20 protein-coding genes and 1 tRNA gene are annotated in these 14,973 nt (G+C 61.1%); 13 read left to right on the forward strand and 8 right to left on the reverse strand.

Annotated features, from left to right (window positions below; all coding sequences use genetic code 11):
* Positions 1–36: 36 nt before the first annotated feature.
* Entirely contained in the window at positions 37–507 is a 471-nt protein-coding gene (locus tag RQP55_RS05710) for an Hsp20 family protein (RefSeq protein WP_315609220.1), read from the reverse strand.
* Positions 508–666: 159 nt separating this feature from the next.
* Here RQP55_RS05710 and grxC point away from each other — a divergent pair, with 159 nt between their 5' ends.
* The 4 genes from grxC to RQP55_RS05730 all read left to right on the forward strand — a co-directional run bounded on the left by grxC (position 667) and on the right by RQP55_RS05730 (position 2,339).
* Positions 667–930 carry a glutaredoxin 3 gene (grxC, locus tag RQP55_RS05715; RefSeq protein ID WP_315609221.1) on the forward strand — a complete coding sequence of 88 codons (264 nt, stop codon included), beginning with the start codon at positions 667–669 and terminating at the stop codon, positions 928–930.
* Positions 931–939: 9 nt separating this feature from the next.
* On the forward strand, positions 940–1,758 hold the full coding sequence (locus tag RQP55_RS05720) for a carbon-nitrogen hydrolase family protein (RefSeq protein ID WP_315609222.1): 819 nt from the start codon (positions 940–942) through the stop codon (positions 1,756–1,758).
* 8 nt (positions 1,759–1,766) lie between these two features.
* The gene (locus RQP55_RS05725; protein ID WP_315609223.1) at positions 1,767–2,225 is read left to right on the forward strand and encodes a DUF1178 family protein; all 459 of its coding nucleotides are present in this window, start codon (positions 1,767–1,769) and stop codon (positions 2,223–2,225) included.
* A gap of 37 nt (positions 2,226–2,262) precedes the next feature.
* Positions 2,263–2,339: transfer RNA gene (locus RQP55_RS05730), tRNA-Arg, on the forward strand.
* Positions 2,340–2,570: 231 nt separating this feature from the next.
* Here the strand turns inward: RQP55_RS05730 and RQP55_RS05735 are convergent.
* Positions 2,571–2,867: a helix-turn-helix transcriptional regulator gene (locus RQP55_RS05735; RefSeq protein WP_315609224.1), complete on the reverse strand. Its 297-nt coding sequence runs from the start codon at positions 2,865–2,867 to the stop codon at positions 2,571–2,573.
* A gap of 267 nt (positions 2,868–3,134) precedes the next feature.
* Positions 3,135–3,344, reverse strand: coding sequence for a hypothetical protein (locus RQP55_RS05740; protein ID WP_315609225.1), 210 nt, complete (start codon positions 3,342–3,344; stop codon positions 3,135–3,137).
* 141 nt (positions 3,345–3,485) lie between these two features.
* Between RQP55_RS05740 and RQP55_RS05745 the strand changes: the two genes are divergently transcribed.
* The 4 genes from RQP55_RS05745 to RQP55_RS05760 all read left to right on the forward strand — a co-directional run bounded on the left by RQP55_RS05745 (position 3,486) and on the right by RQP55_RS05760 (position 6,630).
* A complete protein-coding gene (locus tag RQP55_RS05745; protein WP_315609226.1) occupies positions 3,486–3,725 on the forward strand; it encodes a hypothetical protein in 240 nt (79 codons plus the stop codon).
* 58 nt (positions 3,726–3,783) lie between these two features.
* The gene (locus tag RQP55_RS05750; RefSeq protein ID WP_315609227.1) at positions 3,784–4,092 is read left to right on the forward strand and encodes an FtsB family cell division protein; all 309 of its coding nucleotides are present in this window, start codon (positions 3,784–3,786) and stop codon (positions 4,090–4,092) included.
* Positions 4,093–4,210: 118 nt separating this feature from the next.
* Complete coding sequence (gene pdhA, locus RQP55_RS05755) at positions 4,211–5,278, forward strand: pyruvate dehydrogenase (acetyl-transferring) E1 component subunit alpha (protein WP_315609228.1); 1,068 nt, start codon at positions 4,211–4,213, stop codon at positions 5,276–5,278.
* Entirely contained in the window at positions 5,278–6,630 is a 1,353-nt protein-coding gene (locus tag RQP55_RS05760) for a pyruvate dehydrogenase complex E1 component subunit beta (protein WP_315609229.1), read from the forward strand. The genes pdhA and RQP55_RS05760 overlap by 1 nt, the downstream gene beginning before the upstream one ends.
* 19 nt (positions 6,631–6,649) lie before the next feature.
* On the opposite strand, the gene RQP55_RS05765 is transcribed toward RQP55_RS05760, so the two are convergent.
* The 3 genes from RQP55_RS05765 to RQP55_RS05775 are packed head-to-tail and all read right to left on the reverse strand — an operon-like array spanning position 6,650 to position 9,899.
* Positions 6,650–7,327 carry a pilus assembly protein gene (locus RQP55_RS05765; RefSeq protein ID WP_315609230.1) on the reverse strand — a complete coding sequence of 226 codons (678 nt, stop codon included), beginning with the start codon at positions 7,325–7,327 and terminating at the stop codon, positions 6,650–6,652.
* Entirely contained in the window at positions 7,324–7,920 is a 597-nt protein-coding gene (locus RQP55_RS05770; protein WP_315609231.1) for a TadE/TadG family type IV pilus assembly protein, read from the reverse strand. The genes RQP55_RS05765 and RQP55_RS05770 overlap by 4 nt, the downstream gene beginning before the upstream one ends.
* Positions 7,920–9,899, reverse strand: coding sequence for a TadE/TadG family type IV pilus assembly protein (locus RQP55_RS05775; protein WP_315609232.1), 1,980 nt, complete (start codon positions 9,897–9,899; stop codon positions 7,920–7,922). Before RQP55_RS05775 ends, RQP55_RS05770 begins: the two co-directional genes overlap by 1 nt.
* Positions 9,900–10,098: 199 nt before the next feature.
* On the opposite strand from RQP55_RS05775, the gene RQP55_RS05780 reads away from it, so the two are divergent.
* Together RQP55_RS05780 and RQP55_RS05785 are read left to right on the forward strand one after the other, a co-directional pair.
* Positions 10,099–10,686 (forward strand): hypothetical protein, encoded by a 588-nt coding sequence (locus RQP55_RS05780; RefSeq protein ID WP_315609233.1) that lies wholly within the window; start codon positions 10,099–10,101, stop codon positions 10,684–10,686.
* A gap of 18 nt (positions 10,687–10,704) precedes the next feature.
* Positions 10,705–11,172: an EF-hand domain-containing protein gene (locus RQP55_RS05785; RefSeq protein WP_315609234.1), complete on the forward strand. Its 468-nt coding sequence runs from the start codon at positions 10,705–10,707 to the stop codon at positions 11,170–11,172.
* Between the two features lies 1 nt (position 11,173).
* Here RQP55_RS05785 and trmFO read toward each other — a convergent pair whose 3' ends face one another.
* Entirely contained in the window at positions 11,174–12,535 is a 1,362-nt protein-coding gene (trmFO, locus tag RQP55_RS05790; RefSeq protein WP_315609235.1) for a methylenetetrahydrofolate--tRNA-(uracil(54)-C(5))-methyltransferase (FADH(2)-oxidizing) TrmFO, read from the reverse strand.
* A gap of 68 nt (positions 12,536–12,603) precedes the next feature.
* Between trmFO and RQP55_RS05795 the strand changes: the two genes are divergently transcribed.
* Both RQP55_RS05795 and thiE read left to right on the forward strand, forming a co-directional pair.
* Positions 12,604–13,263 (forward strand): lysoplasmalogenase, encoded by a 660-nt coding sequence (locus RQP55_RS05795; protein ID WP_315609236.1) that lies wholly within the window; start codon positions 12,604–12,606, stop codon positions 13,261–13,263.
* Between the two features lie 16 nt (positions 13,264–13,279).
* Positions 13,280–13,897, forward strand: a complete 618-nt coding sequence (gene thiE, locus RQP55_RS05800; protein WP_315609237.1) for a thiamine phosphate synthase — start codon at positions 13,280–13,282, stop codon at positions 13,895–13,897.
* Here the strand turns inward: thiE and RQP55_RS05805 are convergent.
* Positions 13,894–14,265, reverse strand: a complete 372-nt coding sequence (locus RQP55_RS05805; RefSeq protein ID WP_315609238.1) for a hypothetical protein — start codon at positions 14,263–14,265, stop codon at positions 13,894–13,896. The genes thiE and RQP55_RS05805 overlap by 4 nt on opposite strands.
* Positions 14,266–14,404: 139 nt before the next feature.
* Between RQP55_RS05805 and efp the strand changes: the two genes are divergently transcribed.
* Positions 14,405–14,971: an elongation factor P gene (gene efp / locus RQP55_RS05810; RefSeq protein WP_147090868.1), complete on the forward strand. Its 567-nt coding sequence runs from the start codon at positions 14,405–14,407 to the stop codon at positions 14,969–14,971.
* Positions 14,972–14,973 lie beyond the last annotated feature (2 nt).

Below are 14,973 nucleotides of genomic sequence, written 5' to 3' on the forward strand. Positions count from 1 at the left end.
CAAGGTTCCACCCCCATTCGGAAAAATCATATATAATCAGGCTGCGGCGCTGCTTTCATCAGCATCGCTGACAACCGAAAGCGCCTTCTGAGTGCCGACCGGGATCTTCTTGGGCTTCATCGCTTCCGGCACTTCGCGAACCAGATCTATGATTAACAACCCGTCTTCCAGGTTGGCGGACTCTACGCGGACATAGTCGGCCAGTTCAAAGCGGCGCTCGAACCCGCGCTGGGCGATGCCGACATGCAGAAACTGCCCGGACTGTGGTTCTTCACCCTTGCGGCCCTGAACTACCAGCAGGTTCTGCTGGGCGGTGATTTCGATATCCGCAGGCTTGAATCCGGCAACGGCCAGGGTGATGCGATAGCTTTCTTCGCCGCGGCGCTCGATGTTGAACGGAGGGTAATTGTCCCCACTGTTCAGGCGGTTGTGGTTTTCCAGCAAGTCAAACAGCCGGTCAAAGCCTACCATCGTGCGGCGATAGGGGGTGAAATCGAAACGGTTCATAGCAAAATCCTCCAATGAGCAATTCTGGTTTGTGCAGGATCCGTCATGGCACCCTGCGGTTCGGCATTATCCCTGCTTCGGTATGCTCTGGACATCCTTGCGGGCGATGACACCGACCCCGATGTATGATAGCCGCAGCCCGTTTCAAGAGGAGCCAACATGTCTGCCCCTAAAGTTGAGATCTACACCAAGTGGGGCTGCCCCTATTGCGTGCGCGCCAAGGCGCTGCTCGATCAGAAGGGTGTCGTCTATACCGAAATTGATGTGACCATGGGCGGCAAGGACCGCGAAGAGATGGTTCGCCGGGTTCCCGGGGCGAGCACTGTTCCGCAGGTGCTGGTGAATGATCAGGCGCTTGGTGGCTGCGACGATATCCATGCGCTCGATGCCGCGGGCAAGCTTGACCCGCTGCTCGGCCTGTAATCAGTTCTGATGGCCCGTATTGCGGTTTTGCAGATGACCACCGGGATCGACCCGGTGGCCAATGCCCAGACGCTGGTCAACGCAATCGGCGCGGCGGCGAGCGGCGGGGCCAGCATAATGTTTACGCCCGAAATGTCGGGTCTGCTTGACCGCGACCGGGTGCGCGGGACCCAGCATATCGTGCCAGAGGCGGACAATCCGGTGCTCTCCGCCGTACGCGAGGCGGCGGCCGGAGCGAGTATCTGGGTGGCATTGGGCAGCCTGGCGATTGCCCGTGATGATGGCCGCTGGGCCAACCGCAGCTTCACGATCGATCCGACCGGCGCGATCGCTGCGCGCTATGATAAGATCCACATGTTCGATGTCGATCTGGCGAGCGGGGAAAGCTGGCGTGAATCCAATGCCTATGCGCCGGGCGACCGGGTGGTGACGGTCGATCAAACCCCGGTTGGGCGGCTGGGTCTGACAATTTGCTATGACCTGCGCTTTCCCGCGCTGTTTCAAGCGCTGGGCGCGGCGCGCTGCGATGCGATTGCCATTCCGGCGGCCTTTACCCGTCCGACTGGGGCGGCGCACTGGCACGTGCTGCAGCGCGCGCGGGCGATCGAGGCGAGTGCTTATGTCATCGCTGCGGCGCAGGTGGGCCGGCATGAGGACGGGCGCGAAACCTATGGTCACAGCCTGGTTGTCGATCCCTGGGGTGAAGTGTTGCTTGATCTGGGCGGCGTGGAGCCGGGGCTGGGCTTCGCCGAAATCGACCCGGGCCGCATCGCCGAAGTCCGTGCGCAGCTGCCAAGCCTTGCCAATCGCCGGCCAATGCACACATAGGCCGCGCCATGATCGTGTTTGATCTGATTTGCCAGCCTGCTGGGCACCGCTTCGAAGGCTGGTTTGCCTCATCAGAAGCCTTTACTGCGCAGCAGCAGCGCGGGCTGGTCGATTGCCCGCATTGCGGCACCACGGCCGTATCCAAGGCGCCAATGGCCCCGGCCGTGCCCAAAAAGGGCAACCAGTTGCCGACCCCGGCCCAGCCAGCGCCGGTTGCCGCAGGCCTCCCGCCAGAAGCGCAGGCGGTGATGGATAAGCTGGCGAAGCTGCAGGCGGAAGCGCTCCAGCAATCGCGCTGGGTTGGCGAGGATTTCGCCGAACAGAGCCGCGCGATCCACTATGGCGAGCGCGAGGCCGAACCGATCCACGGCAAGGCTACGCTGGAAGAGGCGAAGGAGCTGTTGGAAGAGGGCGTGGCAATCATGCCGCTGCCGTTCCCGGTGGTTCCGCCCGATCAGGCGAACTGATTGCCAGCGGAAGCGCCGCGCCGTAAGGGGGCCGAGTGCGCCCGTAGCTCAGCAGGATAGAGCACCAGATTCCTAATCTGGGGGCCATGGGTTCGAATCCCGTCGGGCGCACCAATTTTTCCCCGAGGGAACAGCCGGTTAATCGTTAAGGCCTAACCCACAGACGATTGCCGCGGCGGACCTGGTCGCCCTGATGGACGGCCTCGGCTGCACCCGCGAGAGGCTAGCCGAGGTGCTTGGGGTGACCAGCCGCACGATCCGCCTCTGGGCGGCTGGCACCCATCATCCGCCCAAGGGCGTGGTGTTGCTACTCCGTTTGTTTGAAGCTCGGCAACAAGCCACACGCTAGCAGCTCTTCCATTCGCCGCGGCAACTGATGCTGCTGTGGCTGCTTCTGAAGCAGTTGCGGAATGGTCCTCTGATAGCGACCGAGGCTATGAATATGCCGTTCAGTTCGGCATAGAGCCTTGCGGTTTCGGCGCGATCCCTTGCCCCCAATTTGGTGCGCACGGCATTGATGCGCTGATCGACGGTGTTGGGCGAGATACCGAGCTCGCGCGCGATTTCCTTCGATGTCCAGTGCTGCACGACCAGATCAAGCACCGCGCGCTGGCGATCTGTAATCATTTCGAGCTGCGCCATGGCGGCCGTCTGGTCCGCGGGCTTGGTAACCATTTAAGCCGGGGCTCCCTGATGGCATCTCAAAGATGCATCGGGCTTTATCAGGTCTGGCGAAACCGATTATTCGTAAAAAAACTTGTTTTGAACTGGAGGTAATATTCGGGCTCTTCGCGGCCGTCGGATCTAGGCTGGGAATGCCGCCAGGTCAGCGTGCCGCGTAAAAGCTCTGGCGCAACCCGTACTATGCTGCTCCCTGGGCGGTCGTAGCTTGCAGGGCTCCCGCCAAACTTAGTGTTTGGTAAGCGCTGGGAAGCAGGAGTTGGCCTTCAGTCTGAGAATGGATTCTTCCAGAAACTGGTCCAGGACTTGGTCAGCCATCTCCGCACATTCTGTAAAGCCTGTTCGGTTTAGCGCGGCGATGGCAACTTCCAGCAGGGCAATAGTGCCCTCTGTTTCGGTCGCATTCGTGTAGGCGACTATTTCTAAGGCAGATTTCATGGCGTTGGGTCCTCAATGGCGTTGAGCGACCCCCTTCTTCCGGATCGGAAACTACGGCTCGAACTTAGAAAGATAAAGTCGAAAAAATAAGATCATTGGCGGCTTGTCCAGAAGTTCGTGCGGGCGAGGGGATAATCGGACTTGCGCACCTTTACGCATTTCCGCGCCTGGATTGTCAGTGCCTTGGCTGACCTCGCCAGTCCTGCAACATCAAACGAGCAATTGCCTGTCTGTAACATTGGTTGTGATTCTGACTTTGCGGGTGCGAACAGAGTTGGCCTTCCTGAAGTGAGGGACGGGTGTGTACTTTGGCCCAATCGCTTTTTGTCAGGCGGCAAATGGCTGAAAATGATTCATTTTTTTGGTGGCGCAATTGATTGAGAGGATTCTTGATAATTTGCGCTTGAATCGCTGAATCGAATATGATTCTAAGGGTTTTATGGGTGGGCGTAACGAACCAAAGATTTTCAATCAGCATGTGCGGCAGGCTTCGCCCCTCCTTGGCCTGCTGTTCCTGCTTGGTATCGCTCTTGCCGGGCCGAGCGGGATCCTCGCTTGGAGCGAATACAATCGCGCGCTGGCTGAGAAGCAGGCCCAGGTTGAAAAGCTGAAGGCCGAGCGTGACGTACTCAAGAACCGCGTAGGGCTGTTGAACCCAGAGAATGTCGATCCTGACATGGCCGGCGAACTGCTGCGCAAGGATCTGAACGTTGTTCACCCCGACGAAGTGGTGATCATGCTGAACTGACCGAGGGCTGTGCCTGCCCTTGCGCTAAAGCCCGGTCAAAAATACGAATGCACCGGTTTCCCTTACGGCGCTGGCGGCCTATAGGCGCGCTATAGGATTCCACCCCAGGGGACCACCATTGGCCAAGAAACCGACTGCCACCAAGGCTGCAGCCGCTGCCGACGAGGGCTTTGCGCTGCGCAGCCTGCAAGAGGCGCACGCCGCTGACAAGCGTTACCAAGCCAGCGATGATGAATTGCTGGCCTTCTACGAACAGATGGTATTGATCCGGCGTTTTGAGGAACGGGCCGGGCAGTTGTATGGTCTGGGTCTGATCGGTGGTTTCTGTCACCTCTACATCGGTCAGGAAGCCGTTGCCGTAGGGCTGCAGTCAGCACTTGATGGTGAAAAGGACAGCGTGATCACCGGTTATCGCGACCATGGCCACATGCTGGCCTATGGCATCGATCCCAAGGTGATCATGGCTGAACTGACTGGCCGCGCCGCTGGGATTTCCAAGGGCAAGGGCGGATCGATGCACATGTTCAGCGTCGATCACAAGTTCTACGGCGGGCACGGCATCGTTGGTGCCCAGGTGCCGCTGGGAGCAGGGCTGGCCTTCGCCCACAAGTACCGCGGTGATGGCGGCGTATGCATGGCCTATTTCGGCGATGGCGCAGCCAACCAGGGCCAGGTCTATGAAGCCTTCAACATGGCGGCGCTTTGGAAGCTGCCGATTGTCTTCGTGGTTGAGAACAACGGCTATGCCATGGGCACCGCGGTTAAGCGCGGCTCGGCCGAGACCGAGTTTTATCGCCGCGGCACCGCCTTCCGGATCCCCGGCATGGCGGTGAACGGGATGGACGTGCTGGAAGTACGGCAGGCTGCCAACATCGCGCTGGATTATGTTCGCGCCGGCAATGGCCCGGTGCTGATGGAACTGAATACCTATCGCTATCGCGGCCACTCCATGTCCGACCCGGCGAAGTACCGCAGCCGCGAGGAAGTGCAGGAAATGCGCGACAAGCACGATCCGATCGAGGGCGCCAAGGCCGAACTGCTGGCCCGCGGAATCGATGAGGATCGGATCAAGGAAATCGATAAACGCATTCGCAGCCTTGTTGCCGAAGCCGCAGATTTTGCTGAAAATTCGCCGGAGCCTGAAATGACCGAACTCTACACCGACGTGCTGGTGGAGAGCTACTGATGGCGATCGAACTCAAGATGCCCGCGCTGTCCCCGACCATGGAAGAAGGGACGCTGGCCAAGTGGCTGGTCAAGGAAGGTGATACGGTCAAGTCCGGTGACATCCTGGCCGAGATCGAAACCGACAAGGCAACGATGGAATTCGAAGCTGTCGACGAAGGCGTGATTGGCCAGATCCTGGTTGCCGAAGGAACCGAGGGAGTGAAGGTCGGCACGGTCATCGCGGTGATTGGCGGCGAGGGTGTGACGGCATCCACTCCTTCCGCAGAAACGCCAGCTTCTCCGCCGGTGGCGGTCGCTCCGCTACCGGTCGCCGAACGGCCGGCCCCGGCACCGCGCAAGGCTGATCCGACGATCCCGGCTGGTACCAACATGAAGGTATCGACCGTACGCGAAGCGCTGCGTGATGCCATGGCCGAAGAAATGCGCCGCGACGACCGCGTCTTCGTGATGGGCGAGGAAGTGGCCGAGTACCAGGGGGCCTATAAGGTCACCCAGGGATTGCTTGAGGAATTCGGACCGCGGCGCGTGATCGACACGCCGATCACCGAATACGGCTTTGCCGGGATCGGCGCGGGCGCGGCGATGGGCGGGTTGCGTCCGGTGATCGAGTTCATGACCTTCAACTTCGCCATGCAGGCGATTGACCACATCATCAATTCAGCCGCGAAGACGAATTACATGTCGGGCGGGCAGATGCGTTGCCCGGTCGTGTTCCGTGGCCCCAACGGTGCCGCGAGCCGCGTTGGCGCGCAGCACAGCCAGAACTATGGCCCATGGTACGCCAATGTCCCCGGCCTGGTAGTGATCGCGCCTTATGATGCGGCCGATGCCAAGGGGCTGCTGAAGGCGGCGATCCGCTGCGAGGACCCGGTGGTCTTCCTGGAAAACGAACTGGTTTATGGCCGCAGCTTCGAACTGCCTGAGCTTGACGACCACGTCCTGCCAATTGGCAAGGCGCGGACCATGCGCGAAGGCAAGGACGTGACCATCGTGTCCTATTCGATCGGCGTTGGCCTGGCGCTGGAAGCCGCCGAATCGCTGGCCGCTGAAGGGATCGATGCCGAAGTGATCGACCTGCGCACCCTGCGTCCGCTCGATAAGGAAGCCGTGCTGACCTCGCTCGCCAAGACCAATCGCCTGGTCGTGGCCGAAGAAGGCTGGCCGCAGTGCTCGATTTCGTCCGAGATTATGGCGATCTGCATGGAGGAAGGCTTCGATCACCTCGACGCCCCGGTCCTGCGGGTTTGCGATGAGGACGTGCCGCTGCCTTATGCTGCCAACCTCGAAAAGGCGGCAATCATCGATGCCAGCCGCATCGCTGCGGCCGTGCGCAAGGTTTGCTATCGTTGATCAGTTCAGGGGCGGGTGATCAGGTCATCTGCCCCGAACTGCTGAATGACATGGTGCCTTTGAAATCGCTGCAGCTCTGAACCGGATCGGGTGCATTCGGATCCTGCTGGTAGACCTGCGTCAGATCTCGCTGGTCACGGACCGTGAACGAGGCAATCGAGCGGATCGTCTCGCTGGGGATGAACCGGTCGGAAAAGAGCGGCTGATAATCAAACAGCACTTCGACGAAGATCACCGCCTCATCTGGCTGGGTCAGCACTTCTTCCCCAACCGGCCCCATGCCATTGGGCCGGTCTTCGTTCTCCAGCCCATAGCTTGACGCGGCCTGCTTCGCGCCGCGGCAACGTTGCCAATGGATATATTGGGTCGTGCCGTTGGGCCTGAATTCCAGGCTGGAAATGATGACCCGGCCATTGCGAAACAGGTCCAGTTTGCCGGACTGCAGTTGCGCGCCATAAAACACATCGTTGATATCGCCCTCATAGACCCGATGGGTTTGCAAGGCGGACTGGTCGCTGATGCGTGAGGCGTTGTCGGCGATCTGCGAGGCTAGCTGATTTACCTTCATATGGGTCAGCGCCAGATTGGCTGTTTCGGTGCCCCACAGGCCGGCAAGCAACGCGATCGGCGCACCCAGCGCAAATTCGATCATCGCCACCCCAGAGCGGTTCCATACGAGCTTGTGAAGCAGGCTCATTTGCAATTCCCCGTAGCTGGAGCAGTCTGCTGGTTCGCGGAATAGGGCTGGTTGCGCAGCACGGTCACGGATTCCATCTGCATGGTTTTCGACTGTCCGGGGATCAGTGCCGCGATCGGAAAGAGCCGTGTGTAGGTGATCGATACTTTGTAAAGCACGGCATCGCGCGCGCCGCCGATGCCGCCGAGACCGGGTTTCTGGTCCCACTTGCTGTTGCCGTTGACGTCTTCAAACGGTTCACCGCCGTCGCACTTGCCATTGTTATTCAGATCGCTCCAATCTTCAGGCCGTCCGATGTTGGAGAAGTTCTGGAAATAGGCGCGCGAGAACGTGAGTTTGGCGCCCGGGGAAATTGCGCGCACGGACTTGGTCACAGCCGCATCGAGCGCTTGCCGATTGCTCTTGGTGCCCTGAATGGTCGAATCCCGCGCCGCTTCCTGCACGGCACCGTTCAGGATCTGGGCCGTGTACATGTTATGCGCCATGTCAAACAGGCCCATCAGCGTCAGGAGTAACGGCGGCAGAATGAGTGCGAACTCGACGATCGTCGCGCCCGTTTCATTATCTGCCAGCCTTGTGCCTGGTTTGCGCATCACTTTGCGACCCGCAGGTTGCCCATTTCCTTGGCAATCTTTGAGAAGGCGGAACCCAGCTCTGCCGAGCTGTTGGCCTCGAAATAGTGTCCAGATCCGGCGCATTCGGTCATGATCGGATTGATGCTGGTCCCGAAGGCGATGACCCAGACCGTGACATTGCGGTTTTTGACTTCGTTGCACGCGACGGTGAAGCGCTTTTCGACGACTTGTGTGAGGGTGAGGCCTCCCTTGGGATTACTCGGATCCCAACGTCGCTTATCTAATGGCTCAATTCCGTAGGTACCGTAAGTCATGTCTGAAGGCGCAGTCTGCCCGTCGGTCAGGAAGATCAGGTGACGGTTGGTTGGCTTGCCTTTCATGTCGGCATTTTCGCTGGCGAACAGCCCGGTCGGCGAAAGCAGTCGTCCGCCCCAGATCATTCCAATATCGTGATAAGTGCCGCCGCGGGCGTATAGCCCTGCCGTGTACGCGTCGACCTGAGCAACCGACATTTCCTGCAGCTTTTGCGCGGGGGCGGGGCAAGGTGAGTAATCACTCCAGCCGGCCATGAAAAAGTTGTCGGTGTTCTTCACTGGATTGGAGTTGAAGTTACCCAGACCGGTATTACCGTCGAGCTCCGGCACCCAAGACAACTCGTGGATGATCGGCCGCCATTGGGTGCTTGCCTTGCCGCGGGTCGGCACCGTATCGAGATCGAGATCCAGCGCTAGATTGAAATTGACGTTGCTGTAATCGTCAATTTCGTAGGTATCGCGCTCTTCAATGCAGCCGTGGAAGGTGGCGTACATTAGATCAGGATTATCGGGCAGACCAAGCATCGGCACCTTGATCTTCCCGTACTGGGCTGGATCATTGCCCGATGCGCCTTTGACGAAGGTCGTGTCAAAGTTCATCGCGTGGTACAGCCAGGTCATGATTTCCTTGTTTTGCGGCGTTTGCACACCAGCCACCCACGAATAGGTGTAATTCGCGTTGTCCCAGCCGGTCACAGTAACCGTTCCGTCATTGTTGGGGCTGCACGCGTATTGCTTGCCGTCTTCCACGGTCGTCCCGAAGGTTGTGCCATCGGGGTTGCTCCCCGCCCCAGAGGTTGACGAGGTATATGGGCTGGAGGGGCAGTTGGGCCAATTGAAGGGTGCGATCGGCGTGCGCGAACCAGAGATGTAGGTGTAGACAGTGTCGGTAGTGTAAGTGGTGGTGTACTGGCCGCTGCCCGTGGCCTCACGGCCGTGATAGGTCCAACTGTCCACCAGCCAGTCCGACTTCAGCAGGTAACCAACATTGACGTTGCTGGAATATGGCACAAAGCCATAGCGGACGCGCACTCCAGGGCCTTTGCTGCCCTCCAGTTCGGTGACGAAATTGTGCACGGTGTCGCGCAGCACCTCGATCTTGGGCTTAGTATCGCCTGCATTGGTACTTGCCATCGAGCCGGTTGTATCGAGTACCATCATCACATCGGTATTCGCGAAGGTCAGCTGGGCCTCGCACTCGACCGAGAGGTCCAGCTTGTCGTAGCCAAACACTTGCATGATCGTGGTCGGAACGGTGACCGACGCATTGCCCTTGATCGCGTAGTCCGGCTGCAGCGTCATCTGAAAGCTGCGGTCAGTGGTGCTGTATGCGCCCGAGCGGTAGTTCAGGTTGAAGAACCTGTTGCCGATCGTAACAACGTCAGCCGGTACGTTGCCGTCAGTTACCACCTGTGTGCCCAGCTTTTTGCGCGCTGCCAGCGTACCGGCATCGCAGGCTTGTTGCAGGCGTGTCTGAGCCAGATAGTTGCGGCCCATATCAATCCCGCCGCCGACCAAAGCGAGCAGCGGAAACAGCCCTGCCGCTAGTAAGGCAAGGGTATTGCCGGCAATGTCACGCCGCAGCCGCGACAGGAAGCGCGCGTCTTCCAAAGCCTCTGCATTGTGTGAAAGTCTGACCATTCCTGCTTGCGCCCCGATCTCAGTTGGCGTGGGATTTACCACGCGTGGACTATCGGCTTGCCAAACAAGTATGGTTAACGTTCTGTAAAATTGCTTAAAAATCGCGATTTAACTGAAGTTTGGCTGTTCGCGTCACGGGCGATCTAATCTGGCTTGGATCGGCCTGACTTGCCCCAATGTCGCCCTTGCCAGCGCGACCCTTGCCCCGCAAAGGGGCGAACAATCATTTCGGATACCCCCGATGCTTGAAGCATGTCTTACCCCAGACGTCCGCCTTGCCCTGGCCTATGCTCCCGACCGCGTGCGTTCGGTCCAGCTTGCTGCTTTTGCTCTAGATGCGAAGCTGGCTGGAATAGTTGGCAATGCGCGTGAGCTGCTGCTGGCCCAAATCAAGCTGGCCTGGTGGCGCGAGCGGCTGGCCGAGGCGCCAGCGCAACGTCCGCAGGGCGAGCCTTTGCTGACTGCGCTCTCGGTCTGGTCCGGTGCGGTCGATCCGCTCATCGCATTGATCGATGGGTGGGAGGCGATGCTTGACCCCGATCAGCCAAACCCGCAGGCCTTGGCGATGGGACGGGCCGCGCTGGGGCGGGGGTTAGCATATCAGGCTGACGAAGCGGTGGCCGCTGAAAGCGCTGGGGTGGCGCTGCATGGCTGGAGCCTTGCCGCGTTTGGCGAAGGAGGCAGTTTGCCTGCGCTGTCACTCCCACGCAGCTTGCGAGCTGTCGCCGTGTTGTATGGCCTGGCGCGGCGGAGAGGCGGCAAGATGCCCTTGCTGGATGGCCCAATAGCCTTGGCAGCAGCGATGCGGATTGGCATGATAGGGCGCTGAAAATATGGGAGAAGGCGGATGAACCGGACCGTGCTGGGTGCAGTCGGCGCGCTATTGTTGGCAGCGGCTGGCCTGTTCTGGTGGCAGGGCCGGGCGGCAGTCGAAAGCGCTGCACCGCCGCCGCCCACCCTGGCCGAGATCCCGCGAGAAAGCGATCTTGAAGCAATCCCGACCGAAGATGGGGCCGGGCTTATGGGCGGGGACTTGCCCGAAGCGAACGAAGCAACCCGCGAAGAGCGCCGCTTCAACCGGCTCGATCGCAACCGTGATAACCTGATATCCCGCGGCGAGGCGCTGCAGCCGCGCGTCGCCATGTTTCGCAAGCTCGATAAGGACGGCAACAACCTGCTGAGCTTCGAGGAATGGGCCGTTGCGACCTCGAACCGCTTCAAGAGCGGGGATGCCAATGGTGACGGCAGCCTGACCCGCGCCGAATTTGCGACGACCAAACCCAAGCAGGTCCAGCGGCCCGCCTGTCGCTGCTAGATCAGCCCAGCCAAGCCGCCATGTCGGCCTTGGCCCGGGCGGTGTAGGCTTCCTTGCGGACCTTTTTCTTCACGTCCGGATCGACCGGCGGGAACAGCCCGAAGTTGACGTTCATCGGCTGATAGCTGTCAGCTTCCGCATCGCCGGTGATGTGCGCCAGCAGCGCGCCCAGCGCGGTAGTGCGCGGCGGCGCTGACCATTCCTGGCTACTGGCCTCGGCCGCGGCCATCAGTCCGGCCAGCAGGCCGACAGCGGCGCTTTCGACATAGCCCTCGCAGCCGGTGATCTGTCCGGCAAAGCGGATGTGCGGGGCCTTCTTCAAGCGCAGCTGGCGATCGAGCAGGGTAGGGGAATTGAGGAAGGTGTTGCGGTGCAGCCCGCCGAGCCGGGCAAATTCCGCCTGCTCAAGCCCCGGAATGGTGCGGAACACGCGGACCTGTTCGGCATGCTTCAGCTTGGTCTGGAAACCAACCATGTTCCACAGGGTGCCCAGCTTGTTGTCCTGGCGCAGCTGCACCACGGCATAGGGCCAGCGCCCGTTGGGGTGTTCGGGCGTGGCCCAGTGCGGATTGTCGAGGCCGACCGGCTTCATCGGCCCAAAGCGCAGCGTTTCAACCCCGCGTTCGGCCATGACTTCCACGGGCATGCAGCCGTCGAAATAGGGGGTGTTGGCCTCCCATTCCTTGAACTCGGTCTTGTCGCCTGCCAGCAGCTCTTCCCGGAAGGCCAGGTACTGGTCCTTGGTCATCGGGCAATTGATGTAATCGCGCCCGTCGCCGCCCATTTCGAGCGAGGCCTCGGCGCCCTTGTCCCAGCGGCTGGCCATCCAGGCGACATCCATATCGATGCTGTCGCGGTAAACGATCGGGGCGATGGCATCGAAGAAGGCCAGGCTGTCCGCACCGGTTGCTGCGCCGATCGAATGGGCCAGTGCTTCGGCGGTGAGCGGGCCGGTGGCGACAATGGTCAAGCCGGCCGATGGCAGCACGTCGATCCGTTCGCGCACCACGTCCAGTGTGGGCTGGGCGGCGAGTGCAGCTTCGACTTCGGCCGAGAAGACATCGCGATCCACCGCCAGCGCCGAACCGGCGGGGACCCGGGCCTTGGCCGCAGCGGCCATGATCAGCGAATCCAGCTGCCGCATTTCATAATGGAGCAGGCCAACGGCGTTTTTCTTATCATCGTCGGACCGGAAGGAGTTGGAGCAGACCAGTTCGGCCAGACCCGCGCTCTGGTGCGCCGGGGTCATGTCGCCGCCGCCGCGCATTTCCGAAAGGCGCACCTTCAGGCCACGCTTGGCCAGTTGCCAGGCGGCCTCGGTTCCGGCCATGCCGCCGCCGATGATGTGAACGTCATAGTGCATGGCGCCGCCCCTAACGCTTGCGCGCGCGACAATCCAGCGGCAAGCCAGACGCAAGGGAGGGAACAAGCATGCTGCATCGCGCTCTGATCGAGAAACGACCCTGGCTGCTGGCCAGCCTGGCTGCGGGGGTCGGTTTCTGGCTGCTCAAGGACTGCGGGCTGCCGGGGCTTTACCAGATCGTGCTCAAGGGCGCTGGCGTGGCGCTGCTCGCGATATATGCCTTCAACCGCCACAAGGGGCACGATGCCAATACGATCGCGGCCGTCATGGGCTTTGGCGCGCTGGGTGACGTGTTGATCGAGTTCCGGCTAGAGGCGGGCGCGGTGGCCTTCCTGATCGGCCACCTAATCGCGATCCGCCTCTATTGGCAGCATCGCCGAGCATCTCCCACCCGCTTGCAGCAAGCGGCCGCGCTGGCGCTGCTGGTGCTGACTCCGCTGGCGTCATTCCAGCTGGGCGGGGCAATGGTGGCGCTTTATGCGCTGGGTCTGGGCGGCATGGCGGCCACGGCCTGGCTCAGCAGCTTCAGCCGCTATCGGGTTGGGCTTGGCGCGGTGATGTTCGTCGCGTCCGACCTGCTTATTTTTGCGCGGATGGGCTTGTTGGCGCAGAGCCCACTGCCGGATTTGCTGATCTGGCCGCTATACTATTTCGGCCAGTTCCTGATCTGCGTGGGCGTGGTGGGCGAACTGCGACGGCGTGAGCACTTGCCGCTTGGCCAAGCCTGACCTAGGGCGCCAGATCATGAGCAACTGCCAGCTTTACCTGATCTCTCCGCTGGACGTCGGCGGCAACTTTCCCGAGCGGCTGGCCCGCGCGCTTGATGCCGGTCCGGTCGCGGCCTTCCAGTTCCGCGTGAAGGGCATCGACGAACACGAAGCCGCGCGGCTGGCTGCGCCGCTCCAGGCGATCTGTGCGACGCGCGAAGTGGCCTTCATCGTCAACGATTCGATCAGCCTGGCCAAGCGGCTGGGCGCCGATGGCGTTCATCTGGGGCAGGATGACGGAACGGTGGAAGAAGCCCGCCAGCGGCTAGGGCGCGAGGCGCAGATCGGCGTCACTTGCCATGACAGCCGTCACCTGGCGATGGAAGCCGGCGAGGCCGGGGCAGACTATGTTGCCTTCGGGGCCTTTTTCCCGACCACGACCAAGACGGTGAAGCACCAGGCCGGCACCGACCTGCTGGAATGGTGGCAGGCGATCATGGAGATTCCCTGTGTTGCCATTGGCGGGATAACCCCCGAAAACTGCGCGCCGCTGATTGCGGCGGGGGCCGATTTCATCGCCGTGTCAGGCGCGGTGTGGAACGGGGACGAAGCAGAGGCCATACGCGCCTTTGCGCAGGTGCTGGCCGCGGATTAGCGGTTGTTCTGCACTTGCCGGACGCAGCGCAGGTCCGTCTCCTTGGCGGTGGCATCAAGGGCCCGCAGGAAATTGTCCGATAGCTGCCGGAATTGCTGCCCCTTTTTCGGTCCGCTGGTCATTTCCACCCGATCACCGGTCAGCAGATAGGTGCCAAGGCCCTCTGCAGTGGAATAGCGTGAACCGTTGCGGACGGTGAAATCCTGCGCTTCCTGCCGGATGCCGGCTGCGCCTGTGGCATCGCCGGGCAGCTCGCAAATATAAAGCCCCTGTTGCAGCACGCCGATCTCTCCCCCAGGCACGGGGCGAATGGTTTGCGCCGGGGCGCAGGTGGCTAGGCCAGCAAGCAGGATCAGGGCACGGGTCATGCCTTTCCGCTTAGCAGCACCGGCGCAGCCTTGCCAGCGGGGTCAGCCCCGGCTTGCCCCGGGCGCGTGCAGGCGCTAAGGGCGCGCCTTCACCCGCCACTGGCGGGCGGCTCTTTCTCAATCCAGCAAGGCAGGCGTTATGGCCAAGATCAGCGGCGTGGACATCCGTCCCGGTAACATTCTCGAATACGAAAAGGGCATCTGGAAGGTTGCCAAGACCCAGCACACCCAGCCGGGTAAGGGCGGGGCCTTCATGCAGGTCGAGATGAAGAACCTGATCGATGGCCGCAAGACCAACGTCCGCTTCCGCAGTCAGGATACCATCGAACGCGTTCGCCTTGATACGAAGGACTTCCAGTTCCTTTATGCCGAGGGCGATGACCTGGTGTTCATGGATGTCGAAACCTATGACCAGATTACGCTGCCGTCGGACCTGCTGGGCGATGCCGCGGCCTTCCTGCAAGACGGCATGACCGTGCTGCTGGAAATGTATGACGAGCGCCCGATTTCGGTCCAGCTGCCCGAACAGGTTGAAGCGACCATTGTTGAAGCCGATGCCGTGGTGAAGGGGCAGACCGCCTCGTCCAGCTACAAGCCGGCCATCCTCGATAACGGCGTGCGCGTGATGGTGCCGCCGCATATCGAAAGCGGCACGCGGATCGTGGTGGACGTTTACGAACGCTCCTACGTCGGCAAGGCGGGCTAACC

Source organism: Novosphingobium sp. APW14 (assembly GCF_032337075.1).
In the GTDB taxonomy this organism is placed as follows: domain Bacteria; phylum Pseudomonadota; class Alphaproteobacteria; order Sphingomonadales; family Sphingomonadaceae; genus Novosphingobium.

What these genes read in the sequence shown, in the direction of transcription:
- thiE (WP_315609237.1), top strand. Translation starts at nt 13,280, where the DNA reads ATGAGCAACTGCCAGCTTTACCTGATCTCTCCGCTGGACGTCGGCGGC.
- efp (WP_147090868.1), top strand. Translation starts at nt 14,405, where the DNA reads ATGGCCAAGATCAGCGGCGTGGACATCCGTCCCGGTAACATTCTCGAA.
- RQP55_RS05780 (WP_315609233.1), top strand. Translation starts at nt 10,099, where the DNA reads ATGCTTGAAGCATGTCTTACCCCAGACGTCCGCCTTGCCCTGGCCTAT.
- RQP55_RS05740 (WP_315609225.1), bottom strand. Translation starts at nt 3,344, where the DNA reads ATGAAATCTGCCTTAGAAATAGTCGCCTACACGAATGCGACCGAAACA.
- RQP55_RS05710 (WP_315609220.1), bottom strand. Translation starts at nt 507, where the DNA reads ATGAACCGTTTCGATTTCACCCCCTATCGCCGCACGATGGTAGGCTTT.
- RQP55_RS05735 (WP_315609224.1), bottom strand. Translation starts at nt 2,867, where the DNA reads ATGGCGCAGCTCGAAATGATTACAGATCGCCAGCGCGCGGTGCTTGAT.
- RQP55_RS05765 (WP_315609230.1), bottom strand. Translation starts at nt 7,327, where the DNA reads ATGAGCCTGCTTCACAAGCTCGTATGGAACCGCTCTGGGGTGGCGATG.
- RQP55_RS05750 (WP_315609227.1), top strand. Translation starts at nt 3,784, where the DNA reads ATGGGTGGGCGTAACGAACCAAAGATTTTCAATCAGCATGTGCGGCAG.
- RQP55_RS05770 (WP_315609231.1), bottom strand. Translation starts at nt 7,920, where the DNA reads ATGCGCAAACCAGGCACAAGGCTGGCAGATAATGAAACGGGCGCGACG.
- RQP55_RS05725 (WP_315609223.1), top strand. Translation starts at nt 1,767, where the DNA reads ATGATCGTGTTTGATCTGATTTGCCAGCCTGCTGGGCACCGCTTCGAA.
- RQP55_RS05785 (WP_315609234.1), top strand. Translation starts at nt 10,705, where the DNA reads ATGAACCGGACCGTGCTGGGTGCAGTCGGCGCGCTATTGTTGGCAGCG.
- RQP55_RS05760 (WP_315609229.1), top strand. Translation starts at nt 5,278, where the DNA reads ATGGCGATCGAACTCAAGATGCCCGCGCTGTCCCCGACCATGGAAGAA.
- RQP55_RS05795 (WP_315609236.1), top strand. Translation starts at nt 12,604, where the DNA reads ATGCTGCATCGCGCTCTGATCGAGAAACGACCCTGGCTGCTGGCCAGC.
- RQP55_RS05720 (WP_315609222.1), top strand. Translation starts at nt 940, where the DNA reads ATGGCCCGTATTGCGGTTTTGCAGATGACCACCGGGATCGACCCGGTG.
- grxC (WP_315609221.1), top strand. Translation starts at nt 667, where the DNA reads ATGTCTGCCCCTAAAGTTGAGATCTACACCAAGTGGGGCTGCCCCTAT.
- RQP55_RS05805 (WP_315609238.1), bottom strand. Translation starts at nt 14,265, where the DNA reads ATGACCCGTGCCCTGATCCTGCTTGCTGGCCTAGCCACCTGCGCCCCG.
- trmFO (WP_315609235.1), bottom strand. Translation starts at nt 12,535, where the DNA reads ATGCACTATGACGTTCACATCATCGGCGGCGGCATGGCCGGAACCGAG.